We start from the raw sequence: 24,261 nt of genomic DNA on the forward strand, positions 1-24,261 counted from the left end.
GGAGTGTACGGAGGCACTATTCTCACCACAATGGCACGGAGTTCACTAAGGCCCACAAAGCCTTTTTAAATATAAGTTACAAAGGGCACAGAGCCCGCTTTTTGAACTTTTAAGATACAAAGGATACGAAGGCACCATGGAAAAAGTGCTATCATGTTCATTCCATCGTGCCATTTCCACCTTCGTATCCTGATCGCCAATGAACCGGCTTTGTGTACTTTGTAACTTAATCTAAAAAGAAAACTTTGTGAGCCTCCGTGCTCTTCGTGCCTTTGTGGTGAAAAATAGTGCCCTCCGTGCCCTTAAAAAGCTTAAAATACGGGAGTAATTCAACACAGCAATAAAATTAAAGAAAATATGTTATGGAGCAGGGCTATCGGGCCGCGGCACGGCCGGCGGTATCGCCTTTCGACCCCCGCATCTGTTCGAACTTTTTCATTAGATACGGGACTGGAGGGGTGTTGGGCGGGCTGACGCCCCGGAAAGCGTACTGGATGACCCCGTCCTCGCCGATGATGAATCCCGCGGGCCAGCACCACTTCATCACGGGATCGTAGACGTCGTACTGCCGCGAGACCTTCAGGTCGGGATCGCAAAGGACGACGAACGGCAGGCAGAGCGACTCCGCGGTGCCCTTTACCTTCTCCGGCAGCTCGGGCGTGACCGCGACCACCGTTACGCCAAGGTCCCCGAGCCCCGGGTAGTTCTCGGCCAGCGCCTTCAGATACCTGACGGAATCCCGGTCGAACCCGCCCCGGTAGAACGTCAGGAAGACGATGCCCTTGATATCGCCGAGCCTGACAGCATTTCCGTTGAAGTCCACGAGCGTGAAGTCCTCGGCCCGGCTCCCCACGTCCAGGCGCAGCATCAGCTTATACATGCTAAAGAATTCACGGGACCGTTTTAAAGAATTTTGCCGAATTATCATCAAACCCGGCTCGCTTTTATATTCTTAAAGGTCGACTTTCAAGCATCGATAGGGGATGATCTCGCGAGGGGCCTGCTAAAGGACGTGGCCTTCACTCTGGCCTTTGTGCTCGTACTGGCGGGAGGGCTGTATCTCTACGCGGGCGTGTGGCCGCCCATGGTGAGCGTGGACGGCTCCAGCATGTACCCGAACCTGAGGGCGGGCGACTTAATAATTCTCCGTGGACTGGACCGGGTGAACGTGACCCCGGGCTGCGCCGCAGCCTCCAGCGGCTACTCTATGCTCAACGGCTACGGGGACGTCATCGTCTACGCGCCCATGGGCGACCGCTCCCGCATCCCGGTCATTCACCGGGCCGTCTGCTGGGTCGAGGCAGGCCAGCCCATGTGGCCGGGCGGCCCGAAGGCGCCGCACGCGGGCTTCCTGACGCTTGGGGACAACAATTTCTTTTACGACCAGAGCACGTCGATCTCGCCCGGCGAGCCGGTGAAGCCCGAGTGGATCCTGGGCGTCTCCCGCCTCCGCATACCTTACCTGGGCCTGCTCCGTTCCTTCATATGAGTTTTCCCGTAGCGTCGCCATGTTTTATGGTGTGGCTCCGGTCGCGCTTTATTGCCCGAAGGGCCATTATTTTGAAGGTTTTGTGATGGCGGCCTCGCCCAAAACGCCTCGACGACCGCAGTATTTTACGTTAAAATAGGTTAACGTCGCTTAAAGGTTAGCGTCGCCTAATCTATGGTTCTGGATTTATCGTTTGCCATCAGGCAATCATACTAATAAAAAAGGATGGGTGCCTAAACATCGTTATTCTGATGTTCTAAATTAATATAAGCAAAGCTAAGTATGCTCGATGTGATGCTTACTATCAGGGCGCGAATCCGCTTAACTTATTTCTTGTTTTGCTTGACCGGCTCATCGTCCCTGGCGGCGATGAAGACGCTCTTCTTATGCTGGGACTGATCGTCGTTACCCTTGGCCATGCTGCCCGCGAAATGGCCCCGGCCGTCCGCGACGATGAAGTGGTCTGCGGGGTTATCCTCGACCTCTACCTCCTCGATGACGCCCGTGGCGGGGTTTTGCTGAAGCTTCTTAATCTTATGGCCGCCCGTCTTCGGCGGCTCCGCAGCATGCCTATCCTCCGCTCCCACGGGGGCAATAACGGTCTGGCCTTTGCCGGACTCCATTGCCGACAGGGCGCCGTCCAGCAGCCTGGCGAGCTCGACGACCTTCAGCTCCAGCCTGGCCAGCTTACTTTCCATGTCGGCCTGGTTAGCGCTCAGGTTCGCGTCCACCTGTTTCTGGGCCTCGGCGATGTCCGAGTTATTCACATGCACGCCCAGCGCGGAGAGCTTTTGCTCTATCCGCTCAAAAACTGTAGGTCCTGCACCATCCATTAGTGATACTTCCCTTACCTTACTATGATTTAAAATGCGAAGCACTCGCTTAAATCTTTTGGTATGCCCCATTTAACTATTTTTTTCATGCCCGCGAAATAGGAATCGTTTTATCCAATCAGAGAATATACACCACATAATACCCTTACGTAAATGTAATCGAAGGAAGATAAGCGATGCAGGAATGGAAAGAGGTTGAGGCAATCAATGCCGGCATTGATCGGGTCATAGGCGCAGTCGAGCTGCCCGAGATCAAAATGAGCATAGCTCACTCGCTCAAGACGGCGGGTAAGCGGCTCCGGCCGGTCAGCGTGCTGCTCCTTGCCGAGATGAACGGCGGCCGCATCGAGGACGCGACGGACGCGGCGCTCGCCATGGAGTGCATCCACACCGCCTCCCTCATACAGGACGACATCGTGGACGAAGGCCTGAAGAGGCGGGGCGAGGACACGTCCCACCAGAAGTTCGGCCTGTTCATGGCCATGGTGAGCGGGGATTATCTGATCTCGAGGGCCACGATGCTCATGTCGAAATACGAGCCGAAGGTAGTATACGCCTTTAGCAAGGCCGGGCTTTATATGGCGGAGGGCGAGCTCCTGGACGTAAAGTCGCGCAAGATCAAGCCCAGCTTGGACGACTACGTGGAGTGCGTGCGGAAGAAGACGGCGGTCATGTTCGAGTCATCCTTCGAGATAGGCGCCCGCATCGGCGGCGCCGACGAAGAGCACGCGGAGTCCTGCCGGCTCATGGGACTAGAGTTCGGCATCGCGTACCAGATCGTGGATGACCTCATCGAGTTCACGCAGATCGATGACGAGCACAAGAAGTCTGCCCTGAAGTCTTTTATTCTTCCGCTGGTCTATGCCGAGACCGTGTCGCGCCAGGAGGCCATCGACCAGTGTATGAAACAGGTTGAGGAGCGCATAGCGAAGATCGATAAGGCGCTTTCCGGTTACCCGGACTCCGAGGCAAAGCGAAAGCTCGTCCAGCTCGTAGACCTGCTGAGGAGCTATAACGGCGTAAAGGTAAAGTAAGCCATTGCCGGTCCACCTTTTTTCTACGGCCCGCGCGGCCGCTAAAACCACCGATTTCATCTTTATATTATAACTTAAAATCTTAATTGTAAATATATTTATAATTATATACAATTACTTTGAGGATTGTCGATGGCTGTGCAAAATGCAGAGAAAGCCCGGGTCAGGCTGAAGGTGGCGGAGGCCGATAAGCGGGAGGTAGGCCGGGGGATCGCGCGCATCAACGAGCGCCACATCAAGGAGATCGGCGTGTCCTACGGCGATATCGTCCAGATCGGCGGGCGGCGCTCCACCGCGGCCATCGTGGGCAGCGCCTTTCCATCGGACATGCACCTGGACATCGTCCGCATCGACGGCATCGTCCGGCACAACGCGGGCACCACCCTCGGGGACTTCGTCGAGATAACTAAAGCTAAGTGGAGCGAGGCGAAGAAGGTCGTGCTCATGCCCGTGCAGAAGGGCATACGCATTTATGCGTCGCCCGAGAGCCTGCAGGCGTCGTTCCTGAACCGGCCCGTGTGCCAGGGGGACATCGTCTCCACGTCGACGTACACGCCGCCGTCGCAATCATTCAACTCTAACCTGATGTTCGAGGAGTTCTTCAGGGATTTTTTTTCAAGCCCCTCGTTCGGGCTGGGCGAGGTGAAGCTGGCGATCGCGTCGACCGTGCCGGCCGGCGTGGTCAAGATAACGGAGGTGACGGAAATACAGCTATTGCCTGAGGCGACTGAGGTCGTGAAGGACGAGGTGCCCGAGGTCACTTACGAGGACCTGGGCGGGATACGTGACGCAATAGTAAAGATCCGGGAGATGATCGAGCTGCCGCTGAAGTACCCGGAGCTGTTCCAGCGGCTGGGCATCGATCCGCCCAGGGGCGTGCTCATCCTGGGGCCGCCGGGCACGGGCAAGACGCTGCTGGCAAAGGCCGTCGCCAACGAGTCGGAAGCGTACTTCACGTCCATCAACGGGCCGGAGATCATGTCCAAATATTATGGAGAGTCGGAGCAGCACCTCAGGGACGTGTTCAAGGACGCCGAGAGCAACGCGCCGGCCATCATCTTCATTGATGAGCTGGACTCCATCGCCACGAAGCGGGCCGAGGTGACCGGCGAGGTGGAGCGCCGCGTCGTTGCCCAGCTTCTTTCGCTGATGGACGGCCTGAAGACCCGGAAGAACGTCATCGTCATCGGCGCCACCAACCGGCCGGAGGCGATCGACAACGCGCTGCGGAGGCCGGGCCGCTTCGACCGGGAGATCGAGCTCCGGGTGCCGGACAAGACGGGCCGGAAGGAGATATTCCAGATCCACACGAGGAGCATGCCGCTCACGCCTGACGTCGACCTGGACGAGATGTCCGACCGCACCTACGGGTTCGTGGGCGCGGACATCGCCGCGCTATGCAAGGAGGCCGCCATGAACGTGCTGCGGAGGGTCCTGCCGAACATCGACATGACCGACAAGGCGCTCCCCCACGAGATCTTCGAGCGGCTGCGCGTCACCCGGCACGACTTCGAGGAGGCCCTGAAGATCATTCAGCCTTCGGCGCTCCGGGAAATAATGATCGAGGTGCCGAACGTGACCTGGGAGGACATAGGGGGGCTCTCCCAGGTCAAGATGCTGTTAAGAGAAGCGGTCGAGTGGCCCCTGCGCTACTCGGACTCGTTCCGCCGCGTGGGCGTGGATGCGCCCAAGGGCGTGCTACTCTACGGCCCGCCCGGGACGGGCAAGACGCTGCTCGCGAAGGCCATCGCCAACGAGAGCCAGGCGAATTTTATAACGGCCAAGGGCAGCGACCTGCTCTCCAAGTGGTACGGCGAGTCCGAGAAGCACATCAGCGAGGTCTTTAAAAAGGCCCGGCAGGTGGCGCCAGCCATCGTGTTTTTGGACGAGCTGGACGCGCTGGCGCCCGTGAGGGGCAGCGCGGCCGGCGAGCCTCGGGTCACGGAGCGCATCGTGAACCAGCTTTTGTCTGAGCTGGACGGCCTTGAGGAGCTGAGGGGCGTGATCGTCATCGGCGCGACCAACCGCCCGGACATCATCGACCCGGCGCTGCTCAGGCCCGGCCGTTTCGACGAGATAATTCTGGTGCCGGTGCCCGACCGGGGCGCAAAGCGGGAGATCTTCAAGGTCCACATGAGGCGCATGCCCGTAGCCGACGACGTCGTCCTGAACGAGCTGGTTGACCGGTCGGAAAACTTCACGGGCGCGGACATCGCCTCCGTGTGCAAGAAGGCGGGCCGGCTAGCCCTGCGTGAGGACCTCAACGCAGTCGTAGTGAGGCGGAAGCACTTCATGGAGGCGCTCAAGATGACCGAGCCCTCGGTGACCGAGGAGACGGTCCGATACTACCAGAACATCGGCGGCGAGCTCAAGCGGAAGGGCAGCCGCGAGATCGAGCGGTCCATGTATATATGAGGGCGGCCGTCTGCACGCCGGGCCGAAGGGACAGCGTACGCGTCATCGACATCGACAGGCCCCGGTGCCGCGAGGGCGAGGCGCTCGTCCGGGTGCACATGGCCGGCGTCGACGGCACGGACGAGGACATAAACGCCGGCCTGTACGGCGAGGCCCCGGAGGGCTGCGATTTTTTAGTCATCGGCCACGAGGCCGTGGGCATCGTGGAGGCCGTCGGGGCCGGAGTACGGTGCACCAGGCCGGGCGACGCCGTCGTGGCCACCGTCAGGCGCCCCTGCCCGGGGCGATGCCTGAACTGCCGGAACCATCAGCCGGATTTTTGCATCACAGGCGACTACCTGGAGAGGGGCATAAAAGGGCTGCACGGGTATATGGCCGAATACTATTCGGAGTCCATGGATTACCTGATAGGCCTGCCACATGAGCTTCTTGATACTGGGTGCCTGCTAGAGCCGTTGAGCGTTGCAGAGAAGGGCATCTTCGAGGCCTTTCGCATACAGCAACGCGTGCTGTGGGAGCCCCGCCGAGCCCTCGTGCTGGGCGCAGGGCCGCTGGGCCTGCTGGCGACGTTCATACTCCGTGACATGGGGCTGGAGACGTACACGCTGGCCACCCGGGAGCGGGGGAGCATTAAGGCCCGAGCGGCCGAAGCCTCCGGGGCCCGCTACATAGACGTGAACGCGGAACCGCTGGATTCGCTGCCGAAAAAGTACGGCCAATTCGACCTTATCGTCGATGCTACGGGCTTTAGCACATTCGCGTTCGAGTCCATGGGCCTCGTCAACAGGAACGGCATCGTATGCATGGCAGGGCTATCCCCGGGGAAAAAAGAGCACAGTATGCCGACCGACCGAATCAACATGGAGATGGTGCTCAACAATAAGGCGGCGTTCGGCACCGTGAGCGCCAGCCGCCGGGACTTCGAGAAGAGCGTCGACCGTATGCTCTCCATACGAAAAAAATGGCCTGGCCTGATGGAAAAGCTGTTCACTAAAAAAGAGAGCCTCGTGAACGCGCCCCGGGCCCTGCGCCGCGATGAAGAGGATATTAAGGCGGCCGTCGTCGTTTCGTAGCCCGGGGCGCGTCTCCTCCAACTATAAAATCATTTATTTATTATTGCCGTGGCCATTGTCGTGGCTTTTTCCGTTGATCTCCAGCGTGGGCATGGGCCTTAATGTGGGCACCGTCTTGTTGCCGTACTTAAAGTTGATCTCGTCCCAGGGCCAGGCGATGCTGCCGTTCGCGATGGTCGGCGTCGGCATCGTGTAGTTCTTCTTTGCGAGGCCCGGCGGTACCTTCGAGCCGTTGGTGATCTTATTCATATGTCCCGGCGGAATGAAGTACTGCGTGCCGTTATAGTAGTAGAAAGGCATGCCGTTCTTCATCTTGATGGTCTGGTTGCACATGTACAGCAGCCGGCCCTTGATGCTCATTGGCACGCTCGAGTTGTTCATCATGCCGTAGAAGCACTGCTGGTGATGATACAGCATCGGCGACAGGCTGGCATACACGGAGTCGTTTATGCCATCCACTCCCGACGTCTCGTTCAGCGCGTCCAGCATGCTCTCGTACTGGTCGAGCGCGGCCTCGGTGGCCTCCGTGTTATTGGCCAGTACCATGGCCCGGGCCTCCGAGAGCCTCTCGTCAACGTAGGCCATCTGTTTCTCCAGCCTGGCCGTGTTGTCGAAGGTCAGGAATACATCCACGTTCTGTATGAATATCTTGACCGAGTACAGGGGCGAATCCGCTCCAATCCATCCATTGTAAGGCTGCACGTCGGTCCCGTCCGCGAGCGCCGTGGGAACGAGCGCCGCAAGCGTGGCGAGCACGATCGATGCCGCGATGACTTTCTTCATCATATCATTACCTCTCAATGTACTGGCGGCCTCCTACGGGCCGCAACCGTTACAACAGTCATCCCTTTATGTATCGATGGTAGATAAGCATGTTCAGCGTTTTTATGGGTTTAAATGGTTAATAAACGTATAATACAGTTCAATAAAATATTATAAGGTTTAAATTGTTTTAAAATTAGTTTTTAAACCATAATGAACGTTTAAATCTAAAATAAAGCGATATTTTAAGTGGAAAATATTTACGATATTACGGCATGGCCGGCATACCGTACGGCCCAGGAAGGCTAAAAAAAGTATATTTGCCATCAATGCCTATGGGCTACTATTACCAATACCTATTTTGCAGCGAGGTAAGGCCAATGAAAATGAAGGCACAGCCATACGACATCGAGGTCGGGCGCTACGAGGTCATCCTCAATGCCCTGGATGCAGACGAGCTTGGCGTACACGCGGGCGACCGCGTGCAGGTCAAGAACAGGGATACGATCACGGCCGTCGTGGAGACGACTGACGCCATCGTGCCGGCCGGCCGCTTAGGCGTGTACAGGGAAGCATGGGAGGCGCTCAAGGCGATCCCCGATGAGGTCATAGAGGTGCTTCCCGCAAGCAGGCCCAGCTCTGTCTCCTTTATCAAGAAAAAGATGGATAAGCAGAAGCTTACAAGCGAGGAGCTGCACGACATCATCGCCGACATCGTGGAAGGGAACCTGACCGAAGTGGAGCTGACCGCCTTCGTTACGGCCTCCTACATCTATGGCATGGACGCCGACGAGATCGAATGGATGACCCGGGCCATGGTCAAGACGGGCGACCAGGTCTCCTTCGATACCCACCCCGTAATGGACCACCACAGCATCGGCGGCGTGCCCGGCAACAAGATCACGCTTGGCGTGGTGCCTATCATCGCCGCGGCGGGCCTGCTCATACCGAAGACCAGCAGCCGGGCCATCACCGGCGCCGGAGGCAGCGCCGACCTGATGGAGATCCTGGCGCCCGTGAGTTTCAGCGCCGAGGACGTCAAGAAGATGACGACCAAGGTGGGCGGCTGCATCGTGTGGGGCGGCGCCACCAACATCGCTCCCGCGGACGACAAGATCATCGGCGTCGAGTACCCTCTCTCCATCGACCCGAAATCGCAATTGATAGCATCCGTCATGGCCAAGAAGTTCGCCGTGGGCGCGGACACCATGGTGCTCGACATCCCCATGGGCAACGAGTCCAAGATCGCTACCATACAGGAGGCCCGCAAGCTCGCCCGGGACTTCATTGACCTGGGGGACCGGCTGAAGATGCGCGTGGAGTGCGCCATCACCTACGGGGGCTCCCCCGTCGGTCGGGCCATCGGCGGCGGCCTCGAGGTCAAAGAGGCCATGACCATGCTCGAAAAGTTCGAGGGCCCCACGAGCTTCATGGAGAAGACCATCGCCATATCGGGCATGATGCTGGAGATGGGCGGCGTGTCGGCCCGGGGCGAGGGCCAGAAGATGGCCACGGAGGTCGTAAAGAGCGGCCGGGCCCTGAAAAAGTTCAAGGAGATCATCGAGGTCCAGGGCGGCGACCCGAACGTCACTTCGGAGACCGTCCCGGTGGGCGACAAGGTCGCGACGGTCCTTTCGCCGCAGGACGGCTACGTCCTGGAAATCTATAATAAGCGCCTCGTGGCCGTGTGCCGCACCGCCGGCGCGCCCCACGACAAGGGCGCCGGCATCCTCATCCAGAGGAAGAAGGGCGAGTACGTGAAAAGGGGCGATGGATTGTTTACGATCTACGCCGATAAGGAATGGAAGCTGGACGCGGCCATCAAAGAGTCCCTCCGCGACCCCATCATGTACGTCGAGGGCATGGTCTTGGAGAAGGTCCAGGTCGTATAGAATTATAGTGGCGACTTTAATAAGCCGCCCATTACCGCTTTGTTTTTTTCCGTGGCTTTTCGGCCTTTACTTCAGCCTTGACCTTTACCTCAGCCTTGATTTCGAGCGGCGTCTTGCAGACGTTGCATTCCTCTCCCGCGCACCAGCGGTGATAGACGGCCGAGCACATGTGGCACTGGACGACGTCCTCCTTCTTTACCTTGAGGCCGCACTCGTCGCACCTGCCCGCTTCGTCTCTCTTTAGCTCGTCGCTGTCGCCGGCTTCCATGTCATCAAAGTCGTCATCGTCTACATATGTCATAAGTACCCTTGAATCAATGCTATACAATAAGATATTTAAAATTTTTGGGCGACACGCCCATCGACGCGGCCGTATATCCGCTTTTCGAACGATAACTTTTTATGCTCTCGCGCCATTGCAGGGTATTACGATGAGCGAGGAGAAGGTCGACATCCAGGCGGAGATCGACGCCGCCATGAAGAAAGGCCAGTACGCCGACCGTAAGGATGCAGTCATCGCCCTGCAAAAAGAGCTTGTAGATTACCAGAAGGGCGCCCTGAAGGACCGGCTGCGGGGCGCGCCCGCCGTCCCCGCGATCGAGGAAGCCGTCTGGAAGGAGTTTCTCGCGAAGGCCGGCGGCGATGAGGATAAGGCGGCGCAGCTATACCTTGAAGAGCTCAAAAAGCTGAACCTCTAATGATCTTTTTTAAAAAAATGTTTGTGAGACTTGGTGTAATCCTGGTGCCCCCTGGTGATTATATTATATTTTAGTGCGGCCTGGTGTAAACTTGGTGCCGCTTGAGAGCAACTGTTGTCTCAACCACACCAGGTTTACACTAGGCGGCACCAACATTTTTATATCACCAAGCCTCACCAAGGTTACACCAGGCGGCACCAACATTTTAATAAATGATATTTTATAACAGGTCCTCGGGCGTCATGACGCCGACGAGGCTGCGGGCGGCGTTGATGAAGTCCAGGTCCCGGGTCAGCACCAGCGAGTTGTTCCTCTGGGCGAAGACCACGTGGAGGGCGCGCATGAAGGGCATCTCGTACTGCCGCATGGTGCGCTCGGCGGACCGCATGATGTCGGAGTTGGCAACCAGGATGTCGCTGCCGTTCAAAAGCAACAGGGGCCGAAGAACATGGCTAATATAATCCAGGGGGACTCCCAGCTTCAGCAGCTCGTAGGCGGTGTGCTCCGACACGAGCACCTGGTACTTGCCGTCGGCCGCCTGGTAGAGCAGCTTCGCCACGTTCTCGCCCTTCCCGGGCTCGTCCGTCAGCAGGCTCCAAATGACGTCCGTGTTCAGGTACAGCCGCAGCCGGCTCTTCACGATAGACATGATAAGAGAATCTATGGGCCTTCCGGGTATTTCTATTCTGCGTCCTCGATCTTCTGGGCCAGCGCTTTCGCCTCTTTCGCCGCGTCGTGCTTGCCCAATATCCTGGCTATCTCCCCGATGGCGTCCAGGTTTCTAGTCAGCCGGTCCAGATAGCCTAAAACGTCCCCGTCGAAGGCGCTCAGGTCGTAGTCGGCGGCGATCGCCCTTGATATACCCCGGGGGTCCTTGCCCTGGAGCCGGTACTCGACTATTTTTTTGCTGAACTTGCGCTCCGGACAGCCGCAGAAGGGGGCGTCTTCGCAGACACAGTCTAAAAACTCCCGGGCGAAGTCCGTGAACTGGGCCTGGAGGCTCCGGTCCATCTTGGCGATCGACTCCCCGGAGAACACGATGTCCAGGCTCGCCGGGCTGAAGGCCCTGGACGGCACCTGCACGCCCAGGATCCTGGATAGCCTGTCGGCGTTCCGGAAATAGGCCGCCTCAAAAGGCTCGAGTTCAACGGCGATGTCCAGCGGAGACGCCTTCTTGTAGATGCGGTCCCGGATGAGGAACGCGTCCTCGACCTTCAGGAAGTGGGTGGCGACGGCCCGGCCCAGCGGCGTGTTCCGCACCTGGCCTTTCTCCCTTACCATGAGGCCCCTGTCGACGCATTTATCGATGAGGTACTTCGTGTCGCTGGAGATGCCCAGCGTGGCCTCGTTCATGTGGCGGATGTCCGCCTCGGCGGAGGCGATGCAAGCATTCGCCAAACATTCCTCCATCTGCTCGGGCTCGTCGTAGAGGACGTTCACGTGCTCGGCGCCGCCGCCCAGCAGCCGGAACGCGACCTCCTCCTCGGTCTCGCCCGACAGATCGTACTCGGGGTCCGCCAGGATGACGACCTTGCCCAGGTCGTGGTAGTCCGGCCTGCCCGCCCGGCCCTGCATCTGCTGGAACTCGCTCACGGACAGCCATTCCCGGCCCATGGTCAGCGACTCGAAGATGACCTGTGAGGCCGGGAAGTCCACGCCCGCCGCCAGCGCCGCCGTCGTAACGACGACCTTCAGCTCGCCCTTAGCGAACCGGTCCTCGACGCTCTTTCTCTGGACGTACGTCAGCCCCGCGTGGTATGGCGCCGACTGGATGCGGAGGGACTGGCTGATCTGGTGGCACTTCTTTCTCGAATTCGTGAACACGATGGTCTGGCCGCGGAAGCCTTTGGACGATGTCTTCGCGTACTCCCGGGAGGCGTACTCCTCGATGAGCCGGTTCTTCTCGTGCGAGCCCGCGAAGATGAGGTGCCTCTCCAGGGGGACTGGGCGGTGCTCGTACTCGACAAGCTTAGCGTGCAGATGTTTGGCGATCTCCTTCGGGTTGCCGATGGTGGCGGAGAGGAATATGAACTGCGCGTTCGGGGCGCAGGCCCGCAGGCGGGCGATCATTCCGTCCAGGCGGTGGCCCCGCTCCTCGTCCTCCAGCATGTGCACCTCGTCGATGACCACGGTGCCCACGTTCTTCAGCGGCTCGCCCTTTCTCAGCACGAAGTCGAGCGCCTCGTAGGTGCCCACGATGATGTCCGACCCCAGGTTCACGTTCATCTTAAGACTATTGAGCGCGATGCGGGAGGTGCCCACGCGAATTCCGACTTTTAAGAAGCCATAGCGTTTCTTGAACTGCTCGTACTTCTGGTTTGCCAGCGCCACCAGCGGCACAAGGAACAGCATTTTGCCTTTTCCATTGAGGAGGCTGTTCACGCCCGCCATCTCGCCGATGAGCGTCTTGCCCGTGGCGGTGGCCGAGACGACGAGCTGGCTCTCGCCCTTGAGCAGGCCGGCCTGCACCGATTTCGCCTGCACGGGCAGGAGCTCGTCCATGCTCAGGGCCTGCTTAAGCCGGGGGTCCAGGCCGAGGTCGACGACCTTAACGGCCTTCACCCGGTCGGGGGATGCCGGTATGACGTCGTATCTGGTCAGCTCCGGGGGCAGGTTCGAGGGCGTCAGGAGCGCGATGATCCGGCCCAGGTCCCTGGTCTTTATTAAAAGCGACTCGAGCCGCTCCAGGCCCGTCTTCGTGATCCTGCCCTTGTAGGAGACCTCGCGCTTCAGCTCTTTTTTCGCACAGTCCAGGCAAATGAGCTCGTCCTTGTACCGGACCATGTCGGGGGTCTTGAACGTGATCCGGTCTTCCATGAGGCAAAAGCGGCAGACGCTCACCTTGCTCGAGCCGAGTTGATAGGCCTCCAGCATGCTGTCCAGCGCCGCGTCCCTGGCGGGGTCCATGGACGCCGCCAGGATGGCCGACGAGGCCTTGAGCAGGTCGACGAAAGAGGCGACCGGCAGGTACTCGTCCTCTTTTTCCCGGACGATCCGTATCCTCAGGGGCCGCATGCCCTTGTCGGTCTTTTGCAGCGAAAGCACGCCGACGAAGAGGGGGTTGCCGCCATCTCGGATAGGGTAGACCTTAAAATCGTCCTTCTTGTACGGCGTGATGACAATAAACAATGACATTGACGGGACGAGGATTTACACATCCATATATAAATCCTTATTCTACGCCGGGCGCTTGAGGAATAAATATTTAAGTGAGAAGATATAACGGATTTTTATTAATGGCGGCGGAGGTGAAACGCAATGTGTAAATCCTGTGGATGCTCGACCAAGCCGAAGGCTGCTGCCAAGGCAAAGCCCAAGAAGAAGTAAATTCTCTATATCATTCCTTTTTTAGCTATGCTTTTTATATCAAACCATTCTTATGGTATTATCATGCTGCGAGCGGTCACGAACCGGGATTTTACCATGCTGCGCCAGTCCCTTAAGTCGCTTTTCGGCATGGAGCTCGATTACGACCCCTCGCTGAAGCCGAAGGGGAATAATCCCATTAAGCGCTTCTTCTACGGCCAGCTTTCCCACGACCCCCAGGATCGCGTGCGGATAATTTTCATCGATAACGAGGACGTTTCACCGGGGTGGCGGGACGACGTGACCGTAACCGGCGTTAATATTCCCTACAGAAAGCTCACCTTCATCGGCGTACCCGAAGTTTTTGAGCCCGTCTCGGAAGAGTGCTTCGGGCGGAGCAGCCTGGACGCGTACCTGCTCGTCGTCACCCTGCACGAGCTCTATGAGCTCTTTACGGGCGACTTCGGCCACTGCGATAACCCGGGCCGCTGCATCAACTCCGAGTGTGGCGTCTACGATGTGGGCACCTGCAGCGCCTGCATGGGCGCCCTGGTGGACGAGAAGTTCCCCGGCCTGACGCTCGAGGATCTCTACTGCCCTGAGCACCTTAGAAAACTTAAGCTGGCACTGAAGAAGTGGAATTAAGAGATTTCAATACTATCTCTAAGCAATCTATTAATGAACACGTTGTGCCTTGTTCCTTGTGACACGCTGGACAGTCCGGCTCATAAGGCTTAAAAATTCTTCGTGTAACTTCAGGCCAGCTTCGAGTAGCTTCGTGGCTGAAACAGTCTTCGAGCAGCTTATTATTTTTCGAGGGGCTTTATCGAAGGCCGATGTCGACGATGGTGTACGCGACGCCCGTGGCCTCGAACTTCTGTATCGCCTGCGGCGCCAGGTCGGCGGTGATCACGAGCGTGCCCTTCACGCCCTTCACCGCGGCCTCGGCCAGCACCTCGGCGGCGGCGAACATCACGTCCGGCTTTACGCCCGCCCTGTTCAGGGCTGCCAGGGCCTCGATGCCCGCGACGCCCACAAGGCCTTCCAGCTCGTGCTTCAGCTTCTCCACGTCGCACGACTTCGAGCCGCCGATCTCGACAGGGGGGATCTTTATGATGCGGACGCTCTCCGTGTTCAGCGATATCAGCCCCCTGAGGTCCTTCACGCCGACGTCCTCGCCCCTCCGGGCGTCGCCGGCGGCGACGCCTTCTGCGCCTTCTGCGCCGGAGCCCGCATACAGGATGCCGCAGTCCATGAACAGCCTAACGGGGGATCCTTTTTTCAGGTCGGCGGCGGCGATGGCCGGCCACACGCTCACCTGGCCGACGACGTTGTCGAGCACGAACTTCGAGTAGTCCTGGAGCTCCCGGGCGCCGGCGATGATGGCCTCCACGCCCAGGGGCGTGACCTTGTACTGGCCACGGCCGCCCGAAGTAATTAAACCGTCCTCGATCAGGTTCTTGATGTACTCGGACACGGCCTGGGGCGTGATGCCCAGGGACGCGGCGATCTCACTCTGCTTGATCTGGGGCTGGCTGGCCGCCGTCTCTACCAGGATCTGGAATCGGGTGATCTCGCTCTTCTTTTCCAGGACCATGGCTATCGTTCCCGGGTGATCTCCAGTCTCTGCCCCTTGACCACGATGTTATGGGAACGCTTGGCGACGCCCTTTAAAAAAGTGGGGCTGCGGTCGAATATCCGGGAAAGGTTCACCAGGGAGGCGTTACCGCCCTCGATCTCCTTCTCCATCTTTTCCGCCATTTTCCTTAAGCTCTCGTCCATGGAGAACGCGATCATGATGAGCTCGCTCAGCTCCTTCATCGAGCACTGGAAGTTGGCCCGGACCTCGTTATAGGACGTCCTGTACTCGAGCACCGGCGGCTCGCCCGGCGCGGGCATCCTCCACCGGCTCTCGATGAGGCCGCCCTGCTTTAAAGCATCTAAGCTCTTGCTGACGTCCTTGCCGGTGATCTCCTGGAGCTCCTCCTCCGTCTTCCAGCCCGCGGATATCTCGTTGAACACCTGGGAGTGCAGCTTTGAGTTAAAGACCTGCAGAAGCGGCACCAGGTCGGCTGGGTCATTGATGATCTTGGTTCTTTTTACGGTCGGCTCCATCTAAAATTAAACTCCCGGCATATACTTTATTATTATTAGCACCATTAATAGTTAGGCCTCTCAGTAAATAACTTCGATAGAAAAATATATCACAAATCGGCAATAAACTTTTTGAAAGATTTATGAAAAAAGTGAGGATTTTGGCCCGCGGCATCGTCCAGGGCGTGGGGTTCCGGCCCTTTGTTCACAATCTCGCCGTCGCTCATTCTGTTAATGGCTACGTCAAGAACCTGGGCACGAGCGTGGAGGTCGTGGCCGAGGGAAAGGACTCCGACGTGGACGCCTTCGTCGAGGGCATGGGGCACGGGCCGAAGCTGTCCCGGATCGACTCGCTCGACGTGGCGGAGCAGCCGTATAGCGGGGCCTATCACGATTTTCACATCGAGAAAAGCTCGGCGTCGGGCTTCGGCGGGTTCATCCCGCCCGACACCGGCATCTGCAATAACTGCCTGGAGGACATGCGTGGCGAGAGCCGCTTTAATGGCTACTGGGCGACTTCCTGCGTCGACTGCGGCCCCAGGTATGCCATCATGGACACCCTGCCCTATGACCGGGACAACACCACGATGACAGACTTCCCCTTCTGCGAGGACTGCATGCGCGATTATAGGGACCCCCATAATAGGCGCTACCATGCCCAGGGCTTTTCCTGCCCGAAGTGCGGCCCGAGGCTGTTCCTGTACGGCGAAGACCGCAAACTTTTAACGCCACCGCTGGAGGAGACCATCCGGCTCCTCAATGAGGGCAATATTCTGGCCATAAAAGGCGTCGGCGGATTTCATTTATGCTGTAAGATGGACGTGACGCCCCGGCTGAGGCAGCGCAGGAACCGGCCCGAGCAGCCCTTCGCTCTCATGGCGCCTCTGCCCATCATCGAGAAGTACGCGTACGTCAACTACGGGGAGCGGGGGCTCCTGGACTCCATGCAGCGCCCCATCGTGCTGCTGCGCCGCAGGGCGGGCGTGCCCGAATCCGTGGCGCCGGGCCTGCACACGGTGGGCTTCATGACGCCCTACACGGGCTTCCACCACCTGCTCTTCAGGGACATCGGCGAGCCGCTCATCATGACGAGCGCCAACCTCCCATCCGAGCCCATGGTCAGGGACAACGAGGAGGCGTTCCGGCGCCTCAGGGGCATCGCGGACTATTATCTGTTGCATGACCGGCGGATACTGAACCGGTGCGACGACTCCGTGCTCCGGTATAACGACGGCATGTTCTTCACGCGTATGGCCCGGGGCTACGCGCCCGCCATGTTCCCCATGAAAAAGAGCTCGCCGAGGGCCATCCTGGCCATGGGGCCCGAGCTGAACTCGTCCATCTCCATATACAGGGATAATCTCTGCTACACGTCCCACCACCTGGGCCACATTAACAACCCTCTTGCCCTGGACTTTTTAAAGGAGACGGTGGACCGGCTGCTTAAGATGACAAAAGTTATCCCGGAGGTCGTCGTAACCGACATGCACCCGTCCTTCCTCTCGTCCCGCCTGGGAAGAGAGATCGCGCAGCATTTCAGCGCCGACGTGGTCACCGTCCAGCACCACCGGGCCCACATCGGGTCGCTCGTCGTCGAGGGCGTCGAGCTGGACGACGTCGTGGGCGTCGCCATGGACGGCGTGGGCTACGGCGAGGACGGCACGGTCTGGGGCGGAGAGATCTTCCACGGCGGGGAGCACCCGGCGGGATTATTGCCAGTGCCCATGCCCGGAGGAGACCTGGCCACGAAGTTCCCCATGCGCATGGTCGCCGGCATCTTATACGGCAGCGTCGACGACGGCGAACTATTGAAAATCATGGAGGCGAACATGGGGGCGACCGAGGCGCAGGTGATCCTTAAGCAGATCGAGCGGAAGATCAACGTGGCCTACTCGTCGAGCGCGGGCCGGGTCCTCGACGCGGTGGCCGCTCTGCTGGGCGTGTGCTACCGGCGCACCTACGAGGGCGAGCCGGCTATGAAGCTGGAAAGCTACGCCTTCGCCGGCGACGCTGAAAAGGTCAGCCTGCCCTGCGACATCGTAAAGATGGACGGCCGGAACATGGTGGACTCCCGGAGCCTGCTTAAGGCCGTCGTAGAGGCCATGGGCCAGGGCGAGAATAAGCACGACATCGCGGCCTCGGCCCAGGTCTCGCTGGCCCGGGCGTTCGCTGTGCAGGCGTGCGAGGCGGCGAAAAAAAGCGGAGCCCCTGTCGTAGGCTTCAGCGGCGGCGTAGCGGTGAACGCGGCCATCGGCCGCACCATCGAGGATTACGTAAAAAACGAGGGCCTGCGCTTTGTCACGAACCACAGGCTGCCCTGCGGCGACGGCGGAGTATCCTTCGGGCAGGCCGTGCTCGCCCGTGACATGATCGCGGATCTTTCGTCGTAAGCATAAAAATTGATAATATCTCGGCCGTTAAACAATTATCTGGAATTATTTGAACAGCCCGAAGAAACCCTTCTTCTCGGGCTTTTCTTCTTTTGCGCCCTTTTTCGGCGCTTTCTTATGTGAAGCCGTGGCCGTGCTCTTCGAGGAAAGGTCTTTCGCCGCCTGTGCATTCTTGGGCTCGACTTTTATCGGCGTTTTCGGCGGCAGGATGACGGGCTCCTTATTCGGCTCGGGCTTTCTGAGAACCTCGGCGCCGACCTTCTTTAGTTCAGGGTAGTCCATGTCGTCGTTGACGACCATCTTGCCCTGGATGTGCTTCGAGGGGGGGCTGCCCTGGATCTCGATGAGGCCGCCCGCATCGAGCGAGCCGAACCTCACGCCCGGCCGGATGAACGCGCCGCCCAGGGCCTTCACATGGCCGATGACGCTGGCGTTGTCCAGCGCCTTGAGGTCGCCATCGGCGGTGACGTCGCCGTAGACGATGGAGCCGGGCCCTAAAATGACGTTATTCGCACGCACGCTGCCCGTCACCTGGGCGTTCTTTCCCAGCACGAGGTCGCCGTCGATGGTCACCTGCTCCATGCACCGGGAGTTCATGCCCAGGATGAGGTTGATCCTGTGAGTGATAGGCCTGGCGTAGCTGGAGTTTTTCATGATGATGAGCGTGTTAGAATCCCTGTGGGCGCGGATGGAAGCCATTTTAAGCAGATCCCTTAACCTATTACATCTCCCATCGGATATAAAAATCTTTCAGCCAAATGGGAGGCTTATCTATCTATCGCTGGCTTAACCATATACTTTTTCGGCCACATCGGCTAAAATACGTTTTTATTTGTCGCCGGCCACCATGCCGTTGCCGCCAATCGGTGCGCCCCGGGCATGTATTACCATCGAGCCGAATGCGCGGCCATTATCATCGCTTAAAAAATATTATGTTAATATCGATAAAAAATGGTAAACTACTGGCTGCAATACATCGCTCGGGCCGGATGGCTCAAGCGCCGCCCGCTCCAGGAACGGTCTCCCTGCACTGCCTTTCTACCCGGGGGAGCGCAGATAGCCCACGAACGGTATGCGGTATCGGGCGATGCCGATCACCCATTCTTTCTTCACTGGCGAGGCGAACGATATACTGGATTCCTGGTCGTAGATGCCGTTGTTATTATCCCCCAGGGTTATGTAGCCCGGCCATGGCGCCGCAGAGCCTCCGGGCCACATGGGCTCGCTCTGGTTCACCCACCGGATGGCCCTGTGAATGACAGGGGTAGCATTATGGTTGCCGCCAGGCCAGTAGACGATCACGTCGCCGGCCTTCCCGAACGACGTGTAGTTGCTGCTCTCAGAGCCCTCGCATGTCCTCACGTCGCCCCGGCTCAGGGACTGTATGAACACAAGGTCCCCCTTCTCCAGGTGCGGGGACATGCTCTCGCTGGTGACGCTCACCAGGGGAGGCCACCCGCCCGCGTATACGTAGAGCCCCCCGAAAAAAAGGATCAGGATGACGATCGCTATTGCGATGTCCTTCAGGGTTTGCCGGTCGACCATGGTATAACTCTATATAGGCCCTTGTTCCGGTTAAAAGCGTTTTGGGCGATAAAATATTAAATTAATATTATATATATTTAAACTAATTAGCATCACAGTGTCCATTATGCTGAAGATCAACGAGAAAGTGCCTGACTTCGAGGCGGAAGCCTACCAGAACGACCGGATAAGGAAGATCAAATTTTCGGATTACAGGGGCAAGTGGATGGTCCTGGTATTTTACCCGGGCGACTTCACCTTTGTCTGCCCCACGGAACTGCAGGAGCTGGGCGAGCTGTACGACGACTTTAAAAAAGAGGGCTCCGAGGTGCTCAGCGTGAGCAAGGACACGGTATTCGTGCATAAGGCCTGGCACGATAACTCGCCGGCCATTCAGACCATAAAATACCCGATGGTGGCCGACCCCTCGGGAAAGATCTGCCGCGAGTTCGGCACGCTCACCGAGGACGAGGGGCTCTCCTTAAGAGGCAGCTTCGTCATCGACCCCGACGGCTTTCTTAAGTGCTTAGAAATACAGGATACCAGTATCGGCCGGAGCATGCACGAGCTGTTGCGTAAATTGCAGGCGGCCAGGTTCGTCCGCGAGCACAAGGGGCGGGCATGCCCCGCGAGCTGGCAGCCGGGCGAAGAGACGCTGAAGCCGGGCCTAAACCTGGTTGGCAAGATATAAATCATCGCGATAAAAGATGGTTAGGCACCCTTCATTCTTTTATTGAGGCTAAAGGGAGACCCGCTTCGCGCGGAGCGCTCTTGCTTACCCTCGCTTGCCCTCGAAGCTACATTGCCTGAAGGCAAACGAAAAAAGCCCGAACCATGGAATTGGCATAAATTATTACTTCCACTTGCATCATTTAAAAAAAGGCATGTGTAACCGAAATGTTAATATGATAGGTGTTACATTTGTGTGTTGTCTTTTACGCGCCTCGGTGGCTTAGCCGGCATAGCGCGTCCTTGGTAAGGACGAGGTCGCGAGTTCAAATCTCGCCCGAGGCTCTGGTACAAGGGGTTACAATCCCCTTTTTTTATTTTATGGAGCGAGGCACTTATTTCTAATGTGCACCCGGTCATTAGAACACGTGAATTAAAAGCTCCCACGGGGTGCCAAGAGACAAGGTTAGACTCTATAGACCATTAGGACTTTAAAATCACAGGTGATGAAACTACCATCACCGCACCCCCAGTAGGGCTATACCAACATCGATATTTTAAGAACCATGTAATCAGATACATGTGTTAGCGTATCTGAAACTATCTGGACTGCGTCTTCCTCTCAAATAAAATTCGCCAATATTTTCTAATTTTTCAATGCTTAATATTTATTTGGCTTGTGCTTTAGAGCAATCTTTATCGTTTATTCAACAATTAACTTAAACATTATCAAATATTTATGGAGTGATATAAGAATGCCTTTTTGTCCTATGTGCGGAACGGAATATCAACAAGGAAGTGTGTTCTGCTCGAAGTGCGGTAACAAACTCGGAAGCCCAGCCCCGGCGGCCCCTAGCAATCCGGCTACCGACGGTGGCGCAGTGATACAAAAAGTAAGTACCAATTTTGATAGCGAAGAAACGATCCTGTGGACCGGAAAGCCGTCTGGCATAAGATCCAGCATCAAAGACAAGGCTCAGATTAACGCCACGAGCTACACGGTGACGAGCCAGAGAATTACCATCAAATCCGGCCTCATCGGCAAGAAAGAGGAGGATATTGACCTCTATAGGATAAAAGATATCAAGGTCAACCAGAGCTTAAAAGACCGGGCGATGGGCATTGGCGACATCGAAATCGTCTTAATTGATGGCACCATGAAGATTATGTTGGAGGAGGTCAAGGATCCCAACAACGTCAAGGAGACCGTAAGAAAGGCCATGATCGCCGAAAAGACTGCGCAGAGGACCACGCACGTCCAGAAAGAGGTCGTCAAAGAGGTCGTCAAAATACCGTGCAAATACTGTGGCGGCCTCATCGAGAGCACAAGCACAAAATGCCCCATCTGTGGTGCGCCGTTGAACCCGTTCAAGTGAATTATGAGGAGTTACGTTGAAATGCGACAATTGTAATGCCGGATTTTCAGATATTATTGAATAGCAGTAATAAATTTATTATCTTCAGGAGGATGGAATATGGCTGACTTAAGGGAAAAGGTCGTAGAGGATCGGGGTATCATCTCCCGGATTCAGATGTTCGTGCCAGGGTTCCGTGGATACAGGATCAAAGAGGATCGGCGGACGGCGGACAACATGATTCGACTGCAGTTTGCGGAAAAGCTGGCAGATATTCGGAAGGAGGTCGAAGGCTGTCGGTCGGTGATGGCGACCAACAACTCCCTTGAGCACTTGGAGCGGCTAGGCATTTTAATAAACCGCTTCAAGGTGGTGGAGCTGGGTGTGGCCCACGCGGCCCAGGGCTATTCCGGGATATCGGCGAAGGTTAAAGTGGGAGAACCTGAGCTGAATAAGCTTTACGAGTATGATTATTCTTTAGCGTCATCGCTAGCCGACATGGCCACCGATGCCAGGAAGCTTAAGGCGGCGGTCGACTCCGATAACAGTGCCTCTATCAAGGAGAGCATCGGAGCGCTGGCAGCGAAGGTCGAGGCGTTCGAGGCCACGTTCCGGAACCGTATGACGGCCATCACCGGCATGGAGGTGTAACCATGGGAATAGTGACCGATAAGAAGGGTAGCATAATTGGCGCGGTGACCATCGCCTGGACGGACGGTGAGAAGCGCAACAACGTGATGTGGAAGGTGCCCCGGAACATCCGGTTTAATGACAACATCGTCGTGAGAGAAGACGAGATAGCTGTCTTTTATCGGGACGGCAAGGCCCTCGACTACATTGACCGGCCCGACAGGTACGCGCTCACCTCCATGAACGCCCCAATCGTGGGCAACATCGCCAAGTGGCTGAGTGGCGCCCAGCAGCAGGCAGAGGTTTACTACATTCAGAAAAAAGTGTTCGACGGCAAGTTTGGGAGCAAACAGCCATACGTCTTTGAGGACAAGACCTTCCAGCTCATCAAGCTCAGCCTGTTCGGGGAGTTCCGTTACAAGGTGTCCAACCCGACCAGCTTCATCAACTACTTCGTCGGCACCCTGAACATCAGCACCGCCGCGGATGTGGAGGACCGCATCAAGGAACAGGTTGTCACCTCCATGTACAACGTTCTAGGTAAACTCAAGGATAAAAGCCTGGGCGTGATCAACCTGGCGGCCAACCTGAAGAACATTGAGCAAATATTTTTAGAGGACTCGAAGACCGACTTCGAGCCATACGGCATTACCATCGATAAGATTTCCGGTCTCTACATCAGCTTGCCAGACGAGGTACAGAAGGCGGTGGACACCAGGGCATCCATGTCAGTACTCGGCACTAACTATATGGGATACCAGACCGGCCAGGCTATGCGAGAAGCGGCTTCAAATCCCTCCGGAGGGACCGCAGGCGTCGGCGTCGGAGTGGGCGCTGGCGTAGGAATGGGCTATGCCATGATGGGCCAGATGGTCTCGGGCAGCCAGCAGCATCCATCGGCATTCTCTGTACCAACAACACCCACTTCCCCGCCTCCGGGAAGTATACCATGCACAAAATGCGGGGCAACCGTGCCATCTGGCAGTAAGTTCTGTCCCTCTTGCGGCACTCCTCAGCAAAACTCATGTCCTAAATGTGGCGTATCGCTACCTTCTGGTGCGAAGTTCTGTCCGTCCTGCGGGGCTTCGATACAGGGTAGTTGCTCAAAATGCGGCGCTAAACTGGAATCAGGGGTTAGATTCTGTTCCCAGTGTGGCAACCCATCAGGGTAAGCCTATCCGCCAGTAAAACGGCAGACATTAAAGGCAAGCGATTTATGGAATATTTTGCAAAAAGGTGCCTGCACCGCTTAGTGCATAATCATTTTAATGGAATTATATCGCCATTATTCTTTTCAGCCTACACTTTGCCAGGGCATGCCATGAATTGCCCTATCAATGGTTATTATGGCCCCGATGGATGAAGGTAATATACTATGAGCGTTTATATTTCGGCGGGGTGATGGTATGACCTCGAAGAACAAGCGTGTCTGTAAGGAGTGCGGGCGTAGCTTTACGGCGAGCCCGAAGTGGGACTACGAGCTGTGCGAGGACTGCTCGATAATCGTGTACGAGAAGATGGAAAAGTACTGGATCACCGAGGCCCTGGGCCTCAGCGAGGTGCTGGACAAGTTCCTGCCGTCTCTCCCCCGGCCGCTGTTCGAGGTCGCCCTGAAAAAGTACGCCCCCATCGGCCAGTACGACCTGGGCGAGGCCTATACCGATAAGGAGCTGAACGAGGAATTAAAGGAGGTCGCTGCACGGGAGAAGGAGCGGATGGCGAAAAAGGTCCCGTTCCGCACGGCGAAGTGCAAGAAGTGCGGCACGCCCTACACCGTGGACGGCATCTGGCAGTACAACATCTGCAAGGACTGCGCCGTGAAGGAAGTCCTGAACTGGCGGGCCTACTGGGTCAAGCAGGTCCCGGGCATAGGCACCATGCGCGCGGGCTTCGATATACCGCCCATCGAAGTCAACAAGTACCTACTCGAGGACTAAGTCCCTCGAAGACTGTTTCAGCCTCAAAGTGACTCTAAGCCGGCTCAAAGTTACTCTAAGACCTTTTAAATAATTTTTACGGTCTGTATGGATGACCCGTTTTAAGCCCGCGAAGCTTGCTAAGCCCGCGAAGACTATTCGAGCGCGAAATCCGCGAAGC

General features: G+C 57.2%; 23 protein-coding genes and 1 tRNA gene. 14 read left to right on the forward strand and 10 right to left on the reverse strand.

Annotation, left to right across the window (positions count from 1 at the left end):
• Window positions 1–373: 373 nt before the first annotated feature.
• The gene (locus VMC84_RS02095) at window positions 374–880 is read right to left on the reverse strand and encodes a peroxiredoxin family protein (protein ID WP_325377660.1); all 507 of its coding nucleotides are present in this window, start codon (window positions 878–880) and stop codon (window positions 374–376) included.
• A 33-nt stretch (window positions 881–913) separates the two neighbouring features.
• Between VMC84_RS02095 and VMC84_RS02100 the strand changes: the two genes are divergently transcribed.
• Window positions 914–1,489: a S26 family signal peptidase gene (locus VMC84_RS02100; RefSeq protein ID WP_325377662.1), complete on the forward strand. Its 576-nt coding sequence runs from the start codon at window positions 914–916 to the stop codon at window positions 1,487–1,489.
• Between the two features lie 326 nt (window positions 1,490–1,815).
• Here VMC84_RS02100 and VMC84_RS02105 read toward each other — a convergent pair whose 3' ends face one another.
• Window positions 1,816–2,322 (reverse strand): hypothetical protein, encoded by a 507-nt coding sequence (locus VMC84_RS02105; RefSeq protein ID WP_325377664.1) that lies wholly within the window; start codon window positions 2,320–2,322, stop codon window positions 1,816–1,818.
• 176 nt (window positions 2,323–2,498) lie between these two features.
• Between VMC84_RS02105 and VMC84_RS02110 the strand changes: the two genes are divergently transcribed.
• The 3 genes from VMC84_RS02110 (at window position 2,499) to VMC84_RS02120 (ending at window position 6,844) form a co-directional block, all read left to right on the forward strand.
• A complete protein-coding gene (locus tag VMC84_RS02110; protein WP_325377666.1) occupies window positions 2,499–3,356 on the forward strand; it encodes a polyprenyl synthetase family protein in 858 nt (285 codons plus the stop codon).
• Window positions 3,357–3,488: 132 nt separating this feature from the next.
• A complete protein-coding gene (locus VMC84_RS02115) occupies window positions 3,489–5,771 on the forward strand; it encodes a CDC48 family AAA ATPase (RefSeq protein ID WP_325377668.1) in 2,283 nt (760 codons plus the stop codon).
• The gene (locus VMC84_RS02120) at window positions 5,768–6,844 is read left to right on the forward strand and encodes a glucose 1-dehydrogenase (RefSeq protein ID WP_325377670.1); all 1,077 of its coding nucleotides are present in this window, start codon (window positions 5,768–5,770) and stop codon (window positions 6,842–6,844) included. The genes VMC84_RS02115 and VMC84_RS02120 overlap by 4 nt, the downstream gene beginning before the upstream one ends.
• 33 nt (window positions 6,845–6,877) lie before the next feature.
• On the opposite strand, the gene VMC84_RS02125 is transcribed toward VMC84_RS02120, so the two are convergent.
• On the reverse strand, window positions 6,878–7,630 hold the full coding sequence (locus tag VMC84_RS02125; RefSeq protein WP_325377672.1) for a DUF5667 domain-containing protein: 753 nt from the start codon (window positions 7,628–7,630) through the stop codon (window positions 6,878–6,880).
• A 356-nt stretch (window positions 7,631–7,986) separates the two neighbouring features.
• On the opposite strand from VMC84_RS02125, the gene VMC84_RS02130 reads away from it, so the two are divergent.
• Window positions 7,987–9,498, forward strand: coding sequence for an AMP phosphorylase (locus VMC84_RS02130; RefSeq protein ID WP_325377674.1), 1,512 nt, complete (start codon window positions 7,987–7,989; stop codon window positions 9,496–9,498).
• A gap of 31 nt (window positions 9,499–9,529) precedes the next feature.
• Here VMC84_RS02130 and VMC84_RS02135 read toward each other — a convergent pair whose 3' ends face one another.
• Window positions 9,530–9,799 carry a hypothetical protein gene (locus VMC84_RS02135; protein WP_325377676.1) on the reverse strand — a complete coding sequence of 90 codons (270 nt, stop codon included), beginning with the start codon at window positions 9,797–9,799 and terminating at the stop codon, window positions 9,530–9,532.
• 130 nt (window positions 9,800–9,929) lie between these two features.
• Here VMC84_RS02135 and VMC84_RS02140 point away from each other — a divergent pair, with 130 nt between their 5' ends.
• Entirely contained in the window at window positions 9,930–10,196 is a 267-nt protein-coding gene (locus tag VMC84_RS02140) for a hypothetical protein (protein WP_325377678.1), read from the forward strand.
• Window positions 10,197–10,416: 220 nt separating this feature from the next.
• On the opposite strand, the gene VMC84_RS02145 is transcribed toward VMC84_RS02140, so the two are convergent.
• A complete protein-coding gene (locus tag VMC84_RS02145; RefSeq protein WP_325377680.1) occupies window positions 10,417–10,845 on the reverse strand; it encodes a PIN domain-containing protein in 429 nt (142 codons plus the stop codon).
• Window positions 10,846–10,877: 32 nt separating this feature from the next.
• Entirely contained in the window at window positions 10,878–13,331 is a 2,454-nt protein-coding gene (locus VMC84_RS02150; protein ID WP_325377682.1) for a DUF5814 domain-containing protein, read from the reverse strand.
• A gap of 255 nt (window positions 13,332–13,586) precedes the next feature.
• Here VMC84_RS02150 and VMC84_RS02155 point away from each other — a divergent pair, with 255 nt between their 5' ends.
• A complete protein-coding gene (locus VMC84_RS02155; protein ID WP_325377684.1) occupies window positions 13,587–14,147 on the forward strand; it encodes a hypothetical protein in 561 nt (186 codons plus the stop codon).
• A 178-nt stretch (window positions 14,148–14,325) separates the two neighbouring features.
• Here VMC84_RS02155 and VMC84_RS02160 read toward each other — a convergent pair whose 3' ends face one another.
• Complete coding sequence (locus tag VMC84_RS02160) at window positions 14,326–15,099, reverse strand: winged helix-turn-helix transcriptional regulator (RefSeq protein ID WP_325377686.1); 774 nt, start codon at window positions 15,097–15,099, stop codon at window positions 14,326–14,328.
• Between the two features lie 2 nt (window positions 15,100–15,101).
• Complete coding sequence (locus VMC84_RS02165; protein WP_325377688.1) at window positions 15,102–15,617, reverse strand: ArsR family transcriptional regulator; 516 nt, start codon at window positions 15,615–15,617, stop codon at window positions 15,102–15,104.
• A 122-nt stretch (window positions 15,618–15,739) separates the two neighbouring features.
• On the opposite strand from VMC84_RS02165, the gene hypF reads away from it, so the two are divergent.
• Complete coding sequence (gene hypF, locus VMC84_RS02170; protein ID WP_325377690.1) at window positions 15,740–17,986, forward strand: carbamoyltransferase HypF; 2,247 nt, start codon at window positions 15,740–15,742, stop codon at window positions 17,984–17,986.
• A gap of 45 nt (window positions 17,987–18,031) precedes the next feature.
• Here the strand turns inward: hypF and VMC84_RS02175 are convergent, their stop codons facing one another.
• A complete protein-coding gene (locus VMC84_RS02175) occupies window positions 18,032–18,685 on the reverse strand; it encodes a hypothetical protein (protein WP_325377692.1) in 654 nt (217 codons plus the stop codon).
• Window positions 18,686–19,024: 339 nt separating this feature from the next.
• The gene (locus tag VMC84_RS02180; RefSeq protein ID WP_325377694.1) at window positions 19,025–19,531 is read right to left on the reverse strand and encodes a S26 family signal peptidase; all 507 of its coding nucleotides are present in this window, start codon (window positions 19,529–19,531) and stop codon (window positions 19,025–19,027) included.
• A gap of 106 nt (window positions 19,532–19,637) precedes the next feature.
• Between VMC84_RS02180 and VMC84_RS02185 the strand changes: the two genes are divergently transcribed.
• From VMC84_RS02185 to VMC84_RS02210, 6 genes are all read left to right on the forward strand, one after another.
• Window positions 19,638–20,201, forward strand: coding sequence for a peroxiredoxin (locus VMC84_RS02185; protein WP_325377696.1), 564 nt, complete (start codon window positions 19,638–19,640; stop codon window positions 20,199–20,201).
• 250 nt (window positions 20,202–20,451) lie between these two features.
• Window positions 20,452–20,524: transfer RNA gene (locus VMC84_RS02190), tRNA-Thr, on the forward strand.
• A 536-nt stretch (window positions 20,525–21,060) separates the two neighbouring features.
• Window positions 21,061–21,555 (forward strand): PH domain-containing protein, encoded by a 495-nt coding sequence (locus VMC84_RS02195; RefSeq protein ID WP_325377698.1) that lies wholly within the window; start codon window positions 21,061–21,063, stop codon window positions 21,553–21,555.
• A 99-nt stretch (window positions 21,556–21,654) separates the two neighbouring features.
• Entirely contained in the window at window positions 21,655–22,185 is a 531-nt protein-coding gene (locus tag VMC84_RS02200; RefSeq protein WP_325377700.1) for a hypothetical protein, read from the forward strand.
• Window positions 22,186–22,187: 2 nt separating this feature from the next.
• Window positions 22,188–23,336 carry an SPFH domain-containing protein gene (locus VMC84_RS02205; protein ID WP_325377702.1) on the forward strand — a complete coding sequence of 383 codons (1,149 nt, stop codon included), beginning with the start codon at window positions 22,188–22,190 and terminating at the stop codon, window positions 23,334–23,336.
• A 234-nt stretch (window positions 23,337–23,570) separates the two neighbouring features.
• Window positions 23,571–24,101 (forward strand): hypothetical protein, encoded by a 531-nt coding sequence (locus tag VMC84_RS02210; protein ID WP_325377703.1) that lies wholly within the window; start codon window positions 23,571–23,573, stop codon window positions 24,099–24,101.
• Window positions 24,102–24,261 lie beyond the last annotated feature (160 nt).

The sequence above is a fragment of the Methanocella sp. genome (genome assembly GCF_035506375.1).
GTDB lineage: Archaea > Halobacteriota > Methanocellia > Methanocellales > Methanocellaceae > Methanocella.

Excerpts from the sequence above, each read along its gene's own strand:
- VMC84_RS02150 (WP_325377682.1), bottom strand. The coding sequence starts at position 13,331 with ATGTCATTGTTTATTGTCATCACGCCGTACAAGAAGGACGATTTTAAG.
- VMC84_RS02210 (WP_325377703.1), top strand. The coding sequence starts at position 23,571 with ATGACCTCGAAGAACAAGCGTGTCTGTAAGGAGTGCGGGCGTAGCTTT.
- hypF (WP_325377690.1), top strand. The coding sequence starts at position 15,740 with ATGAAAAAAGTGAGGATTTTGGCCCGCGGCATCGTCCAGGGCGTGGGG.
- VMC84_RS02125 (WP_325377672.1), bottom strand. The coding sequence starts at position 7,630 with ATGATGAAGAAAGTCATCGCGGCATCGATCGTGCTCGCCACGCTTGCG.
- VMC84_RS02120 (WP_325377670.1), top strand. The coding sequence starts at position 5,768 with ATGAGGGCGGCCGTCTGCACGCCGGGCCGAAGGGACAGCGTACGCGTC.
- VMC84_RS02115 (WP_325377668.1), top strand. The coding sequence starts at position 3,489 with ATGGCTGTGCAAAATGCAGAGAAAGCCCGGGTCAGGCTGAAGGTGGCG.
- VMC84_RS02130 (WP_325377674.1), top strand. The coding sequence starts at position 7,987 with ATGAAAATGAAGGCACAGCCATACGACATCGAGGTCGGGCGCTACGAG.
- VMC84_RS02180 (WP_325377694.1), bottom strand. The coding sequence starts at position 19,531 with ATGGTCGACCGGCAAACCCTGAAGGACATCGCAATAGCGATCGTCATC.
- VMC84_RS02135 (WP_325377676.1), bottom strand. The coding sequence starts at position 9,799 with ATGACATATGTAGACGATGACGACTTTGATGACATGGAAGCCGGCGAC.
- VMC84_RS02185 (WP_325377696.1), top strand. The coding sequence starts at position 19,638 with ATGCTGAAGATCAACGAGAAAGTGCCTGACTTCGAGGCGGAAGCCTAC.
- VMC84_RS02140 (WP_325377678.1), top strand. The coding sequence starts at position 9,930 with ATGAGCGAGGAGAAGGTCGACATCCAGGCGGAGATCGACGCCGCCATG.
- VMC84_RS02165 (WP_325377688.1), bottom strand. The coding sequence starts at position 15,617 with ATGGAGCCGACCGTAAAAAGAACCAAGATCATCAATGACCCAGCCGAC.
- VMC84_RS02155 (WP_325377684.1), top strand. The coding sequence starts at position 13,587 with ATGCTGCGAGCGGTCACGAACCGGGATTTTACCATGCTGCGCCAGTCC.
- VMC84_RS02095 (WP_325377660.1), bottom strand. The coding sequence starts at position 880 with ATGTATAAGCTGATGCTGCGCCTGGACGTGGGGAGCCGGGCCGAGGAC.
- VMC84_RS02160 (WP_325377686.1), bottom strand. The coding sequence starts at position 15,099 with ATGGTCCTGGAAAAGAAGAGCGAGATCACCCGATTCCAGATCCTGGTA.
- VMC84_RS02145 (WP_325377680.1), bottom strand. The coding sequence starts at position 10,845 with ATGTCTATCGTGAAGAGCCGGCTGCGGCTGTACCTGAACACGGACGTC.
- VMC84_RS02175 (WP_325377692.1), bottom strand. The coding sequence starts at position 18,685 with ATGGCTTCCATCCGCGCCCACAGGGATTCTAACACGCTCATCATCATG.
- VMC84_RS02105 (WP_325377664.1), bottom strand. The coding sequence starts at position 2,322 with ATGGATGGTGCAGGACCTACAGTTTTTGAGCGGATAGAGCAAAAGCTC.
- VMC84_RS02200 (WP_325377700.1), top strand. The coding sequence starts at position 21,655 with ATGGCTGACTTAAGGGAAAAGGTCGTAGAGGATCGGGGTATCATCTCC.
- VMC84_RS02205 (WP_325377702.1), top strand. The coding sequence starts at position 22,188 with ATGGGAATAGTGACCGATAAGAAGGGTAGCATAATTGGCGCGGTGACC.
- VMC84_RS02110 (WP_325377666.1), top strand. The coding sequence starts at position 2,499 with ATGCAGGAATGGAAAGAGGTTGAGGCAATCAATGCCGGCATTGATCGG.